The organism is Microcoleus sp. w2-18bC1 (assembly GCF_036700365.1).
Classification (GTDB): domain Bacteria; phylum Cyanobacteriota; class Cyanobacteriia; order Cyanobacteriales; family Microcoleaceae; genus Microcoleus.
Map to the genome: position 1 here is coordinate 19909 of NZ_JAUBOS010000012.1, position 13824 is coordinate 33732.

General features: G+C 45.7%; 13 protein-coding genes. 5 read left to right on the plus strand and 8 right to left on the minus strand.

All coding sequences use genetic code 11. The features are described from left to right. Window positions 1–78 precede the first annotated feature (78 nt). From QT979_RS09970 to QT979_RS09985, 4 genes are all read right to left on the minus strand, one after another. Window positions 79–1008 carry an LD-carboxypeptidase gene (locus QT979_RS09970; protein WP_333309537.1) on the minus strand — a complete coding sequence of 310 codons (930 nt, stop codon included), beginning with the start codon at window positions 1006–1008 and terminating at the stop codon, window positions 79–81. 311 nt (window positions 1009–1319) lie between these two features. After that, on the minus strand, window positions 1320–2081 hold the full coding sequence (gene map / locus QT979_RS09975; protein WP_333216499.1) for a type I methionyl aminopeptidase: 762 nt from the start codon (window positions 2079–2081) through the stop codon (window positions 1320–1322). 136 nt (window positions 2082–2217) lie between these two features. After that, a complete protein-coding gene (locus tag QT979_RS09980; RefSeq protein WP_333309540.1) occupies window positions 2218–3303 on the minus strand; it encodes a glycosyltransferase family 4 protein in 1086 nt (361 codons plus the stop codon). Between the two features lie 105 nt (window positions 3304–3408). Then, window positions 3409–4608 (minus strand): HEAT repeat domain-containing protein, encoded by a 1200-nt coding sequence (locus QT979_RS09985; protein ID WP_333216503.1) that lies wholly within the window; start codon window positions 4606–4608, stop codon window positions 3409–3411. 915 nt (window positions 4609–5523) lie between these two features. Here QT979_RS09985 and QT979_RS09990 point away from each other — a divergent pair. Then, entirely contained in the window at window positions 5524–7266 is a 1743-nt protein-coding gene (locus QT979_RS09990; protein ID WP_333309542.1) for a CapA family protein, read from the plus strand. A gap of 93 nt (window positions 7267–7359) precedes the next feature. Here QT979_RS09990 and QT979_RS09995 read toward each other — a convergent pair whose 3' ends face one another. After that, a complete protein-coding gene (locus QT979_RS09995; protein ID WP_333215368.1) occupies window positions 7360–8451 on the minus strand; it encodes a PfkB family carbohydrate kinase in 1092 nt (363 codons plus the stop codon). Window positions 8452–8737: 286 nt separating this feature from the next. Next, a complete protein-coding gene (locus tag QT979_RS10000; protein ID WP_333215366.1) occupies window positions 8738–9289 on the minus strand; it encodes a response regulator in 552 nt (183 codons plus the stop codon). 198 nt (window positions 9290–9487) lie between these two features. Between QT979_RS10000 and QT979_RS10005 the strand changes: the two genes are divergently transcribed. Next, window positions 9488–10462 (plus strand): lipoyl synthase, encoded by a 975-nt coding sequence (locus QT979_RS10005; protein WP_333215365.1) that lies wholly within the window; start codon window positions 9488–9490, stop codon window positions 10460–10462. Window positions 10463–10630: 168 nt separating this feature from the next. Beyond that, window positions 10631–10735: a photosystem I protein PsaX gene (locus tag QT979_RS10010; protein WP_333097955.1), complete on the plus strand. Its 105-nt coding sequence runs from the start codon at window positions 10631–10633 to the stop codon at window positions 10733–10735. Window positions 10736–11084: 349 nt separating this feature from the next. Here QT979_RS10010 and QT979_RS10015 read toward each other — a convergent pair whose 3' ends face one another. Next, window positions 11085–11450, minus strand: a complete 366-nt coding sequence (locus tag QT979_RS10015; RefSeq protein ID WP_333215363.1) for a hypothetical protein — start codon at window positions 11448–11450, stop codon at window positions 11085–11087. A gap of 78 nt (window positions 11451–11528) precedes the next feature. On the opposite strand from QT979_RS10015, the gene QT979_RS10020 reads away from it, so the two are divergent. Then, on the plus strand, window positions 11529–12119 hold the full coding sequence (locus QT979_RS10020; RefSeq protein WP_333309545.1) for a DJ-1/PfpI family protein: 591 nt from the start codon (window positions 11529–11531) through the stop codon (window positions 12117–12119). Window positions 12120–12251: 132 nt separating this feature from the next. On the opposite strand, the gene QT979_RS10025 is transcribed toward QT979_RS10020, so the two are convergent. After that, window positions 12252–13142 carry a sugar ABC transporter permease gene (locus tag QT979_RS10025; RefSeq protein ID WP_333309548.1) on the minus strand — a complete coding sequence of 297 codons (891 nt, stop codon included), beginning with the start codon at window positions 13140–13142 and terminating at the stop codon, window positions 12252–12254. A gap of 59 nt (window positions 13143–13201) precedes the next feature. Here QT979_RS10025 and QT979_RS10030 point away from each other — a divergent pair, with 59 nt between their 5' ends. Further along, window positions 13202–13777 carry a GNAT family protein gene (locus tag QT979_RS10030; protein ID WP_333215358.1) on the plus strand — a complete coding sequence of 192 codons (576 nt, stop codon included), beginning with the start codon at window positions 13202–13204 and terminating at the stop codon, window positions 13775–13777. Window positions 13778–13824 lie beyond the last annotated feature (47 nt).

Sequence of the window (13824 nt, forward strand, 5' to 3'; positions counted from 1 at the left end):
ACCGTGTCAACCTCACGAAACCAGGCTATTTACCGGGTGCAAAATCTCATGTTAAAGTTATAGACGTTGAGCCCTAATCTAAAGTTGCGATCGATCGCCACAAATCAGCAATCCCGATTCAGCGTCGAGACTCGCCATAATTCCCATCGGTAAAGCAGCGTTAACTCCCTCGTGCCCGAAGGGCAAATCCGAAACAATCGGAATATTCAAATCCCCCAGCCGATCGCGCAAAACTTCTTCAATGCTAAAACTAGGAATACTTGGATCAATCTCGCAGCGACTGAAGCGCCCCAAAGCAATGCCCCGCACCCCAGCGAAAGCCCCCGCCATCCGCCACAAAGTCAACATTCGATCGACCCTGTAAGGAGCTTCGGAAACATCCTCAAATGCGAGAATAACCCCGGTCAAATCCGGTTGATACGGGGTTCCGAGCAAATGAGAAGCAACCGTCAGATTCGCCGGAAACAGCGGCCCGGTGGCTTGTCCGCTGCCCCATCCTTTACCTTGCAAAGATTGTAAGGGACGACCTTCTATGCAGTCAAAAAGTCGATCGACAGACCAATCCGGTTCCGCAGCCAAAGTTGTCAGCATCGGCCCGTGAACGCCCCAAACACCCAATTTAGCCTGATTCCACAGCAAAGCAGTAATGTCGGAAAAGCCGATTAACCATTTCGGCGAATGGGAATCGGGGGTTGGGAATTGGGAATTTTCTGCCTTTCCCACATTTCCTTTTTCCAAAAGTCGAGTGCTGCCGAAACCGCCTCGAACACAGAGAATACCGCGACAATCCGGGTCATTGAGGGCATCTGCGAGCTGTCGGACGCGGTTTTCATCCGAACCGGCCAAATAGCCCCAGCGATCGTCAAAACCCGGTGTTAATTCAACTCGATAGCCGTGAGATTTCCAAATTTCTACACCCTTTTCAAAGTTGGTTGATTCTCGCAAAGTGCCACTAGGGGCAATTACTTTGAGCAAATCTCCTGGTTGCAGAAATTTTAGGTCAGTCATTTGTTATTAGTTATTAGTTATTAGTTATATCGTGTTTGGTGAATCGATCGTAATTCTGTAGTGGCGGGTTTTACAGACAATTTATGACTAAAACAGACTATCTCGAAAAGCCGCCCCCACCCACCCATAAATACAAACCTACATTTTCGGATTCGATGCAAATTTCAGGTTGATTTGGGTTATCGGTTGTGGCGGGGCGGGTTTATCTAGATTGTTGATAATCGTTAGATATTATCGGTGAAACCGCCTCTACGGGATATGGTTGATTATTGATTTAGGAGTGAGTTTTTCAGATTGTTTGTTAATCATTACTACGGCAAAGTCAGAATTTCCACCCCAGAATCAGTCACAGCCAGAGTGTGTTCAAATTGAGCCGAAAGCTTTCCATCTTTGGTGATAGAAGTCCAACCATCGGCGAGAATTTCCACTTCCCAAGTACCCTCATTAATCATCGGCTCGATCGTAAAAACCATGCCTTGTCTGAGCTTTTTTCCTGTGCCCCGCTTGCCGTAATGCAAAATTTCCGGTTCAGTGTGAAAGACTCGGTGAATCCCGTGTCCTGCAAAATTTCGCACTACCGAAAAACCTTGTGCTTCAGCATATTCTTGAATCGCTGCACCGATGTCGCCGGTACGAGCACCCGGTTTGACTTCCGCAATTCCTCTTCTTAAACATTCCTCGGTTACTTCAACTAACTTTTTCGCTACAGGGGAAGGTTTGCCCACAAAAAAAGTTTTGGAAGTATCGCCATGATAACCCTCAACTAAAGGTGTTACATCAATATTAATAATGTCACCTTCTTTAAGAATTTGTTTCGCATTGGGGATGCCGTGACAAACTACTTCATTGACGCTAGCACACAGAGATTTTGGAAATCCTTTATAGCCTAGCGGAGCGCTTTTTGCTCCGTGTGCCAAAGTCCAACGTTCGGCTTCATCGTTAATTTCTAGAGTGCTTACTCCCGGTTTAACCATCGGTTCGAGATGTAGCAGAAGTTCGGCCGCTAAACGGCCGGCTTGGCGCATTTTTTCGATTTCTCTACTGGATAAAAGCACTAAACGTTCGGTTGCCATAGTTTTTTTTGTTTCCTTTTTTGTGTAGTCAATTAAGAGTTTATTTAACTCAATTTGAGAATAGAGTTGAATTGCTGTTTAATAAACTTGTAAGGTGCATCAGTCAGCAAATCTTTCTAAAAATGAGCCAGTATTATTACTGACGAACCCTACTAGCAGTGATAGATTTGAACCAGTGTTCACAACGATCGCCCAAAGCTTCCAAAGAATATTCTACCTCTACTTGTCGCCGGCAAGCGCTGCGGTCAATTTGTTCTAAGCGGGCGATCGCACCTACCAAGCCATTTACGCTATCAGGAGCCACTAAAAAGCCCGTCAGCCCGTCTCGAACAATTTCCGCCGGCCCCCCGCGCTCGTAAGCAATCACAGGCACACCGCACGCTAAAGCCTCGATCGCGACATTTCCGAAAGCTTCCACCCAGCGCGGTGTCATCAACAATGCTCGGCACTGACGGACTTGCTCTTGCATTTGAGTTGTTGTCAGAAACCCTAAATATTCTACCGGAGCATCCGGGTAATCTGCACAAATTTTTTGCCAATAATCCTCATCTTGCATTTTGCCCATAATTTTCAGGGGAATGCCTGTAATTTTCGCTGATGCTACTGCATCTTCTAAGCCTTTTTCCGGGGCGATGCGGCCTAGCCAAGCTAATTTAGAATGCGGTTGGTTGCAAAATTCGTACAGGGATAAATCTATGCCATTTCCCAACAACTGACATTGATCGGCAAAGGCGAATGTTTTGGCTTGAGAAGCGGTGTGAACTCCGATCGTACCAGGAAACTGGACGGCGGTTTGTCCGGCGATGCGATCGAGGGCGGCGGAAAGGGAGCCCATGCTGATCAAATGTGCGATCGGAGTCCTAAAAAATGGTGTCAAATAAAATGGCAGCCAATCGTAGGCAAAATTAACAATCACATCCCATTCAGCCTGAACTTGCCGAGCATATTCCCACATATTCGCCAGCACAGAATCGGCGGGCATCACAATAGGATCATTGTAATCTTGTGTTTGGGCGGTTACTTGCAAATCACCCGTTATTTCGATTACTGGAATTGATTCTAAAATTGAACCTATCGGTGCTACAACTGCTATTTTATGACCGCGCCTCTGTAATTCTTTAGCGATGTTAAGGACTGTAAGTTCGACTCCGCCACCCAACCCCGAACCGAGTTTACCGACCGAAGTTGACAGGAACAATAGTTTTAAAGTGTCATTAGTCATTAGTCATTAGTCATTAATCAGCATTCACTAATTTTAACATAATCTAAATTATCAATTTCCCATTTCACATCTCAAGTTCAAATTATTTGAAAATTGCTACATTTATTAATCCATCCCAGAACGCGGACGGATGCGATTCAACTGATTGATTGCCCAGCGAGCAGTTTCCTGAACTTCTGGATCTGGATCGTCCGTCGCACGGTGCAACAAGTAACTGATTTGATTCACCAATTCGTAAATCCGCGTCAAGTCGCGAATTGCATTTTTACGCACTTCTGGATTTTCATTTTGCAGCGAAATTGACCACGCATTATTCATGGGTTTGAGGGTGCGAATGCCAATTTCCGAGAGACTTGCCAAAATTAAACTGTACTGCTTGGAGTCGGAATTTGCTAGCAAATCGAGCAACGGCTCAACTGCTCTGGAATCTCCCCGCTGTCCTAGTTCCCAAATTGCTTTGCCTCTCTTTGCCGGATTTAGCTGCTGCAAATCTTCAATCAGTGCTTCAATAATATCGACTTTAGGTCTACCATCCGTTTCGGGAAGGGCAATACCTTTCTTATTAGCTAGGGAATCGGTTTGATTAGTTGTTTCGGGAATGTTGAAACCTGTGTTACTGTATCCGTTGCTGTGAGTTTCCAAGGGCGAGGTGTCGGAATTAATTCGATCGCCCTCGACTGCTGCATCCTGGGATTCTGGTGCCCCGGATTCCATATTTAACGGAAAAGGTTGATCGCTGTTCTCGATACTGTTGTCTTTTGGTACATCCAAAGGGTAGGGCAAGGCTGACAGCGGTTTGGATAGCCCAAAAGAAGCCTTGTGCTGTGTAATTGCGTGCGAGTTTGTAGGAGAATCGGGATTATTACTAAATTGAGAGTTTCTTGGGTTGTGGCGCTCAAATCTTCCCCGTCTTCGTTTAGAATAATTTGACTCGTCACTACTAACTAATTTGAGCATGATAAATACTGCCGCTGCCGTGACGACAACTGCTGCCAAACCCAACATTAAGAACCCCCGCTGACGAGACAAAATGACGATCAAATTGGATACCGATTTCGGGATCTTAGAATTAGATTTGGACGTTTTGGAAGGCTGAGATTTGTTTTTATCGGGCGCTGGAGACGGTTTTGGAGGCTTGGAATCCTGGCGATCGTCTGGGGGAGAGTTCGCCTGAGCAATTTCTTGGGAAACAGCACGCGCAGAGGCATTGAGTACCTGTTGCCCTCCGTCGGCACTTGGACTGAACGCAGCGCCCAGACAGGCAATGCAGGTGAACAAACATACAGAGGAGCGGTAATGCGCCATAAGACTCAATCCGGGTTTTGAGAGGCAACGCCGCATGACGAGCTTTAGTTTAACCTTGAGTTAGCTCGATCCTAGCTGCTATGGGCTTAACTAACTCACAAATACCACCAGACTAGCGAAAAACCCTGGTTTGAGAGGGCACCGAGCCAGATATTATAAGCACAATTGTGTCATTGAGGTGCAACTCCTTTAAATAATTAGTTTAATTAGTTTAAAACGAACAACTACATTGGCGGCCGCGACTTTAGCAGCGGCATCCCGAAAGTTGATTGCAGCTAATCTCACCTACGTCCAGTGTGCAATGCAGGCCCCGCAGCCCAGCACTGCGGGGGCGTTAGCAGACGATTGTGGCTAGCCGTCGATTTCTCACCAATAGCGTGACATGACCAAGAGTTTAACAAGCTTCCGAGCCTGCGGGTCGATCGTTTTTGTGTGAATTTGGGCTCAAGTGGGACAGGGGGATTGGCACTGGTAACGAGAAAGCCAGTTTTTTCGTTAATTCTTCGCTGCTAAACTGCATATTTTCCGTACATTCCAGGACACACTCTCGACGCTCACAAACCAGTTTTATTTACCAAAAATGCTGTAAGAAAGAGAGCGCTGATTTGACCGATGTTAATTTGCAGGGGGCAATTATCCCGGATAGAAGTGTTTGGGCGATCGACTAAGATAACCGTTAGGAAATATTGTATTCAGCTAGCCAGCGCCAAAAATCATACTATCTTGTAAAAGTAGGGTCGGATTTAGTTAGGAGCTATAGTGAGAGCGAGTAGACCCTTTCACGCAGGCGTCCTCTGCCAACGTTTTGTTTATTTGTACCCACTTACTTAAGTTAAATCAATCGGTATTTCATCCTGTGCCGCCAAATTTGATATAAGATCGAGCTAAATTTTTAGTGTGAGAGTAGAGGCGTTTGTGAGCCAACAAGATATTTTAAATTTAGCAAAAGAAGGCGATGCCAGGGCGATCGCATTTCTGATCAGCCAAGCACTCCAAAGCTTCGGCGTCACGGCTAAAGCCAGCCGGGAAAATGACACCCTGCATCTGCTGCTGGAAGCAGAACATTTACCCGCAGAAGAAGCCTGTCTCCGAGTCGCAGTCAAAGGGTTGCAGCGGCTGCAACCAAATAACCTTTACTCAGTGACAGTTTACGGGCGGCGCGACGGCGAGCAATTGCCCGCTTGGACTCAGACAGTAGAATTAAAAAAACGCTTGACTTCCGTACCCGTGAGTCCATTAGTTGCGGTGAATGCAGCAGTAGCTGCGAGTGCAGCAGTAGCAGCTAGTGTAGCCGCTTCTCCCATTCCTGTGACTTTGCCCAAGCTAGAAAAAACTCAAAACGTCACAACGGCGCCCCCTCAAACACCAGAAAAATCTCCGCCCCAACCCCCTCAAATCCCAACTCCAAAACCCCCAAACCAAAGGCAGCAAAAGCCATCGCCGCAGCCAGCATTAGCCCGCACTAAAACTAAAAAATCTGGGCTGTCACTCGCTGCTCTGAGTCTCATTCTCGTGCCGATATCCGGCTTGGTTCTGGCTTCTCAACTTTACAAATCCTCAACCACCGCTACTAATAACCCTCTAACGTCAAAGCCTGCGGTACAAGAAGTGAGCTCGACACCCGCAGCCAAACCCCTGCCCGCTCCAAAATCGCCATCTCCGGCTGCCAAAAAACCTGCCATTGTGCCCGCCACTGTCAGCATCAAAGCAGTTGGCGACATGATCCCCGGCACAAATTATCCCTACAACAAACTGCCGGCAAAAAAAGAGATGTTATTAGAGTCGGTAAAACCGTACCTCAAAGGAGCTGATATTCTGTTTGGCAATTTTGAAAGCACGATGACCGATCATCCTTACAGTTCCAAAGCAGGCGGCGGACGAATGCTGTTTGCCTTTCGGACGCCTCCGAGTTATGCCAAAATTTTCAAAGATGTTGGTTTTGATATTTTAAATGTTGCCAACAATCACTCTTACGATTTTAACGAGCAAGGATTTAAGGACACGATTAAAAACATCGACAGCAACGGCATGAAGGCTGTTGGTAAAAGAGATCAAATTGTGTATCAAAATGTCAAGGGCGTGAATTTTGCATTTATCGGTTTCAGTAACTACGGCGAAGTTCACAATTCTTTGCTGGAACTGAAAGCGGGAGCAGAAGTTGTCAAAAAAGCCAAGGAAAAGGCTGATATTGTAGTGATATCAGTTCATGCTGGAGCTGAAGGAACGGGAGCTATCAATGTGAGAAATAAAACTGAGTTCTTTTACGGAGAAAACCGGGGAAATATGGTTTTGTTTTCGCGGATGATGATTGATGCGGGAGCCGATTTGATTTTGGGCCATGGCCCGCACGTTCCGCGAGCAATGGAACTTTATAAAGGTAAATTGATTGCTTACTCTCTGGGAAATTTTTTGGGTTATCGCACTTTGTCTACAGCAGGAGCACTCGGTCAATCTCTAATTTTAGATGTGAAAATGACTCCGCAAGGGGATTTTGTTTCTGGTAAGATTATCCCCGTCCAACTTGACGGGCGAGGTGTTCCGGCTGTTGATAACAAATTTAGAACTGTGGGGTTGATTAACCGTTTGACAAAGAGCGATTTTCCCAATAGCGGTTTGACAATTGATGACAAGGGGCAAATTTTGAAAAAAAGTAAGTAGTCGTTAGTCGTTAGTCAGTAGTCATTAGTCATTAGTCATTAGTCAGTAGTCAGTTGGTAGCGGGCACTCACAGGCATCGCCCCTACTTACTGCCTACTGACTGCTCATTTCTTTCAAAGCTTCTTTCATTTCGTCTGCAGTCGTCGTTGCCGTACCGAATTGACGCACGACAATACTAGCCGCCAAATTGCCCAAAACTGCCGCTTCCCAACCCGATGCACCGACGCACAAAGCTAAAGTCATTGCTGCTACAACTGTATCTCCAGCACCAGTTACGTCGAATACATCAGTCTTGTTAAAAGGGGGAATGTCCCAACTTTGAATGGCAAATTCCCCCTTTTCACAAATGGATGTTGGAGGGGGTGAATTTTTGATTTCTTCGCCGTTGGCTCTTTCAAACAAAGTCATCCCTTCTTCGCCGCGAGTAATCAGGATTTTTTGAGCTTGAGTTAAGTTCAATAAATCGCGTCCTGCTTGCATTAAAGTTTGAGGGTTTTTGATAGCATATCCGACGGCTTGCTCGGCTTCTGGCAAGTTCGGAGTAAACAGCATTGCTCCAGAATATCGCTGCAAATTTATTTGAGCGTCTACAATTGTTTTGCCAGGAACCACTGCCGATTCGATCGCCAAATTCGTCCAAACTCCGTCGCCGTAGTCGGAACAAACCACTGCATCTACTGTCGGTATTTGCTGCCGGATGTAGTCTGCCAGTTGCAACTGCAAATCTAAATCCGGCAACTCGTCCGATTTGCGATCGACTCGAACAATTTGCTGAGTCACCGACTGCCGCGCGTGCCCGGAGATTCGAGTTTTGGTGACAGTTGGACGCTGCGAATCGATTAAAATCCCACCCGTATCAATTCCCGCTGCCTCAAAAATACCGCACAAAGCCTTTCCCTGGTCGTCTTTTCCCACCAAACCAGCAACTTTTACTTTGCCTCCCAGTTTGGCTAAATTATAGACAGCATTTGCGCCACCTCCGGGTACTTGCTGAGTATTTTCGTAGCGCAAAATCAACACAGGTGCTTCGCGGGAAATTCGCTCTACTTGTCCGGTAAGAAACTCGTCCAAGGTCAAATCTCCGATCGCTAATACCTGCGCTTGATCGAAGCAGTCTAATCTTTTCAATAATTGCTCTGTTGAGGCACGCAGTTGAGGCAAAAAATCGGAATAGTCGTTAGTCATTAACCAAAAAAATGAGACTGAGGAGTTGATAATTGAGTGTGGAACGAGCGGGAATTAAAAATCCTAATATTAATTAATAATTAATTTCCTCCCTTGTTTTATTTTTAACTTTTAATTGATTTTCTCACTGGGATTTTGATAAACCAGTTGCAGGCTATTGGCGATCGCACTCGCTCAAACAATTTGGCAAAAAAATGCGGATAAAATCGCAGCCTTTGAGACTCAACTGAAAGTTTCACGGTGTGGAAGTTTCCTTCTACATAAGTGCCTTCAAAAAACAGCAGAATTATTTCAATTTCTGCTTGATGATCGTAATCACCTGAGTCATTTGTTTTTTGAGTGCATCAATTTCCGCTTGCATTTTCGCCATTTTCGCAGTCATCGCCTGAATTTCGGCGGCGCCCCCTCCAGAAGTGGGTGCAGCGGCGGCGACTGGGGCTTCCGGCACTGGTTTCTTTTTGGCCAGTACCATCGCCGATTTGATCGCCTCGGTTAGCTGCTTTTTCTCAAACGGTTTGGCGATGAATGCAAAAAAATGCTTCTCAAAGGGTTTCGGAATTTTTTCCATCACCTCTTCTTCGCGGCCCGACATGATCACCAAAGGTATCTTAGAAAGCTCAGGATGGGCTTGCACTTTTTGATACACTTCCCAACCGCTGACTTTGGGCAGTAGGAAATCTAACATAATTAGATTTGGCCGGGCTTGACGGATCAGTTTGAGTCCCTCTTCGCCGTCTTTTGCTTCTAGAATTTCAAAGTTACCCTGAGGCAACATCTCTCGGACTCGGAGGCGGATGACTTTACTGTCATCGATTACCAAGATTTTTTGACCAGCCACGACTGACTCCTTCAGTAATGAATGAGTGATGATTTGCAACCTTCAGTATATCCCTAACAGAATTCTACCCATAATTCTGGGCGAGTTTAGTTTTGTTGCACCTTGGTGCGATTCTGATTTCGGGTGATACTCCTACAAGTTCAGGGGCTTTGATTTCGGATACGATCGAAGGAATTAACTTGCTCGCCACTTAATTATATGTCGCCCCAAATTCCTCAAACTCCTACAGTCAAAGCAATTGCCACCCAAATGCGGGGTGAAATCGAGGCGATGCCGGAGTGGTTGCGTAGGCCCGTTGGCAAAGCTAGCGAACTTTCCCAAGTGCAAAAAATTATCAAACAGCGGCAAATTCACACGATTTGTGAGGAGGGGAGATGTCCCAACCGGGGCGAGTGCTACGCGCAAAAAACGGCGACTTTTTTGTTGATGGGGCCGACTTGCACCCGCGCTTGTGCTTTTTGTCAAGTAGATAAAGGTCATTCTCCGATGCCCCTCGACCCGGAGGAACCGCAAAAGGTGGCCGAAGCTGTGCAGTTGTTGGGTTTGCGCTATGCGGTGCTGACTTCGGTGGCGAGGGATGATTTGCCGGATGGGGGTGCGGGTTGGTTTGCCAGGACGATCGCCCAAATCCGTCTTCTTAACCCGGATACTGAAATTGAGGTACTGACGCCGGATTTTTGGGGGGGAACGGGTAGGGGCGGTGCCCCCGTGCCCGCCCCCGATGGGGAGAATTCCGGCCTCGATGAGTTGCAGCGACAGCGAATTCGCACGGTGGTGGAGGCTAAGCCGGCTTGTTACAACCACAATATTGAGACGGTGCGTCGGTTGCAAGGGCCGGTGCGGAGGGGGGCGAAGTACGATCGCTCGATCGACGTTCTGCGTATTGTTAAGCAATATGACCCAACTATTCCCACCAAATCCGGTTTGATGTTGGGGCACGGGGAAACCGAAGCCGAGATAGTCGAAGCGATGATTGATTTGCGGGACGCCAAGTGCGATCGGCTCACCCTCGGTCAATACATGAGACCATCTCTAGAGCACCTCCCAGTGCGTAAATACTGGACGCCAGCCGAATTTGACCGTTTCGGGTCGATCGCGCGGGAGATGGGGTTTGAGCACGTGCGATCGGGGCCTCTCGTCCGCAGTTCCTACCACGCCGGAGAGAGCGATTGAAATTAATTTGAATTCCACTCGGTATAAACTCCTTGTTACAAAAAATAACTCTAGAGGATTGTGCATAAGTGCGACGCTCTCTGCTATTTGTAAATACAGTGACATTATGAATTAGGAGCTTTACCTATGGCAGAGATAGCGAAGAACCAATTAAAATCCGACTCCGTGATGAAAACGGGCAAATTCCCTTACACATTTCGCGCAGGCTGGTTTCTCTTGCTGTTAGCAATCAATTTTTTGGTTGCAGCCTATTATTTCCATATCATTGAATAGTTCTGCAACTTAATTTTTAGCAGACCCTGCTGTTCTCGACCTCAACGTCAGAGAATGGGAGAGGGGGAGAGGGAGAAAGTTTTGAGTTTTGAGTTGGGGAGAATATGACTTCATCCCTCTTGCTTCTGACTACTAACTTTTTCCCTATTCCCTATTCCCTCTTCCTTCTGACTCGTGACTCCTGAATCCCGACTTTTGCTCAATAATTAATCCGTGTATCCGTGTCGTACCTTTCCTCTTCCCTATTCCCTCTTCCTTCTGACTCGTGACTTCTGAATCCCGACTTTTGCTCAATAATTAATCCGTGTATCCGTGTCCAAATCCGTGTCGTGCCTTCCTTCTTCCTTCTCTAGCGATTTCTCGACGCTTCTAGCTTTGACAAGCGTTCTTGAATTTTAATAACATCTTGCTTAGTTTCAATTGCCAAGGTTGCTAAATTGTCAAACATCGGGTCTCCCGACAGCGTTCTAGGATTTGTGCGACCAGAACCTGAAGGGGAAGAAGACTGAGGCCGGTTAACTCTAGAACTTTGATTCTGCAAACTGTAGATTTGTCCTCGGAGTTCAGAAATTTGACGTTCTAATTGAGTAATGCGAAATTCTAATTGACTTGTGGATTGAGCTGGTGTAAAAATTGGTGCTACAGCAATTGCTAAGGCACAAGCAAGACACAAAAAACTGATTTTTAGGGCGCGATGGCGATTTTTTTTCGGCATAGCTTTAATAATTTAAATAATACCAGTTCTACGATAACAAATCGCCGATATTTTTGGTCTCTATCAGAAGTATGTCTTATGGCAAGTAGGAATGTAGCTATTTTAATGTTCGATGATGTCGAGGTACTGGACTTTGCAGGCCCTTTTGAAGTGTTTTCGGTGACATCAGAATTAAGTAAAGGCGATCAACCTTTTGCCGTCTCTACCGTAGCCCAACATCCCGGTGCTGTCAACGCCCGCAACGGTTTGAGCATAAATCCCGACTGCACCATTTTCGATTGTCCGCCACCGGATATTTTAATTGTACCGGGAGGGCAAGGTACGAGAAAGTTAATCAATAATTCAGCAGTTGTTAATTGGATAAAAGATTGTGCGCCAACAGCAGAATTAGTGCTTTCTGTCTGTACGGGTTCGCTGCTTTTAGCAAAAGCTGGCTTGTTGGAAGGTTTGGCAGCAACTACCCACCATCAGGCATTGGAGTTATTGAGAGAATTAGCTCCTAACACAACTATTATCGAAAATCAGCGATTTGTAGATAACGGCAAAATCATCACTTCTGGGGGAATTGCTGCGGGAATTGATATGTCTTTGCACGTTGTCGGGAAACTTTTGGGTACAGGACAAGCTGAACAAACAGCAGAGCACATGGAGTATAAAATTGGGAATTAGTAATTGGGCATTGGACATGGTTAATTGTATAATTTGCGTGTATGGGCGAGTTTTACCAATAATAATTGCCTAAAACAAACAATCTCGTAAACGCGCCCCGCCCATACACGAAGGATGCTACCGGACGTGATATCAAGCATCTTCGCCCCAAACTTTTAGTTGTAAATAGACTAATATCAAAGCTATAGCCATCAGGAAAGTTGCTGCAGCGGCTGCATAGCCAAAATCAAATTGCGAAAAAGCTTGCTCGTAAATATAATAAACTAGCAAATTAGTAGAGTTCAAAGGGCCGCCGCCGGTGATGACGTAAACTTGCTCGAAACTCCGCAGGGTAAAAATAGCAGTAGTGACGGTAGCAAATACTAAAGTCGGCCGCAAACCGGGTAAAGTGATGTACAAAAATTGCTGCCAAGCATTAGCTCCATCCAATTCTGCGGCTTCGTAACGATTTACCGGAATTGCTTGTAATCCTGCTAAAAATACTACCATATTAAAGCCTAATTGTTTCCAAACACTGAGCAGAATGATCACTGGCATTGCCCAAACTGTGCTACTCAGCCAAGGAATTGGATTTAAGCCGATCGCACTTAGGGCATTATTCACCGGGCCTTCGGTTTGAAACAACCACCGCCAACCCAAGCCAACTGCAACTAGAGAGGTAATCGAAGGAATAAAATAAGCGGTGCGGAGAGCTCCTCGCCAAGCAAACGAGCGATTTAGCAAAACTGCCAAACCCAATGGAATCAATAAACTGGGAATGACTGTTGCAGTAGTAAAATAGAGCGTGTTTTGGAGAATTTGCCAGAAATCCGGGTTTGTGACTAGACGCCAGTAGTTGTTGAAGCCAATCCAACGCACTCCCGACTGGGTAAAGCTGCCGCTGGTAAAGCTGAGGTAAAATAAATAGGCGATCGGCCAAATCAAAAAAGTACCCAAAAACAGCAAAGCTGGGGCCAAGAAAGTCCAAGCTGCGATCGTATCATTATCCAACCAGTTAAAACGCCCAAATTTAATCCGAACCATTGGCTTGTAAATTTTAGCTTTTAGTTTTAAATGGTATCACAATATAGGTCAATGTCAAAATGAATCTTCTCGATATATTAGCTCATTTACCCACTATAGAAACTGAAAGGCTCCTGCTCAGAAAAATTACTTTAAACGATGCTAGCGATATGTTTGAGTATGCTTGCAACCCGGAAGTATCAGAATACACAATGTGGTCAACTCACACATCTATCGAAGATACTAAATACTTTCTAAAATCCATTACTAAAATGTACAAAAGACGAGAGCTTGTAGATTGGGGAATCGTCCACAAAGCCGAGAAAAAATTTATCGGTACTTGCGGATTTGTGGAATGGAGCATGACGCACAGCCGGGCGGAAATTGGCTACGCACTTTCTAGAAGATATTGGGGCGAAGGATACATGAGCGAGGCTGTCAATGCAGTGATTGACTTCGGTTTTCGGGAGATGTTGCTGAATCGAATTGTGGCTCGATGTGAAGTTAACAATATTGCTTCAGCTAGGGTGATGGAAAAAGTGGGGATGCAATTGGAAGGGATATTGCGACAGCAGCTATTTGTAAAAGGCAGATATTGGGATCTAAAACTTTATTCGATTCTCAGGGAAGAGTTTTTTGGTAATATTGTAGAATAGGGTTGAATCAGTAAGTCACATAACCAAATATACTTAGGACTTAGCCA

Bases quoted from the DNA above. Each gene is read 5' to 3' on its own strand.
- QT979_RS09970 (WP_333309537.1), bottom strand. From the start codon at position 1,008: ATGACTGACCTAAAATTTCTGCAACCAGGAGATTTGCTCAAAGTAATT.
- QT979_RS10030 (WP_333215358.1), top strand. From the start codon at position 13,202: ATGAATCTTCTCGATATATTAGCTCATTTACCCACTATAGAAACTGAA.
- QT979_RS10025 (WP_333309548.1), bottom strand. From the start codon at position 13,142: ATGGTTCGGATTAAATTTGGGCGTTTTAACTGGTTGGATAATGATACG.
- map (WP_333216499.1), bottom strand. From the start codon at position 2,081: ATGGCAACCGAACGTTTAGTGCTTTTATCCAGTAGAGAAATCGAAAAA.
- QT979_RS10015 (WP_333215363.1), bottom strand. From the start codon at position 11,450: ATGCCGAAAAAAAATCGCCATCGCGCCCTAAAAATCAGTTTTTTGTGT.
- QT979_RS09980 (WP_333309540.1), bottom strand. From the start codon at position 3,303: ATGACTAATGACACTTTAAAACTATTGTTCCTGTCAACTTCGGTCGGT.
- QT979_RS10005 (WP_333215365.1), top strand. From the start codon at position 9,488: ATGTCGCCCCAAATTCCTCAAACTCCTACAGTCAAAGCAATTGCCACC.
- QT979_RS09985 (WP_333216503.1), bottom strand. From the start codon at position 4,608: ATGGCGCATTACCGCTCCTCTGTATGTTTGTTCACCTGCATTGCCTGT.
- QT979_RS10020 (WP_333309545.1), top strand. From the start codon at position 11,529: ATGGCAAGTAGGAATGTAGCTATTTTAATGTTCGATGATGTCGAGGTA.
- QT979_RS09995 (WP_333215368.1), bottom strand. From the start codon at position 8,451: ATGACTAACGACTATTCCGATTTTTTGCCTCAACTGCGTGCCTCAACA.
- QT979_RS10010 (WP_333097955.1), top strand. From the start codon at position 10,631: ATGAAAACGGGCAAATTCCCTTACACATTTCGCGCAGGCTGGTTTCTC.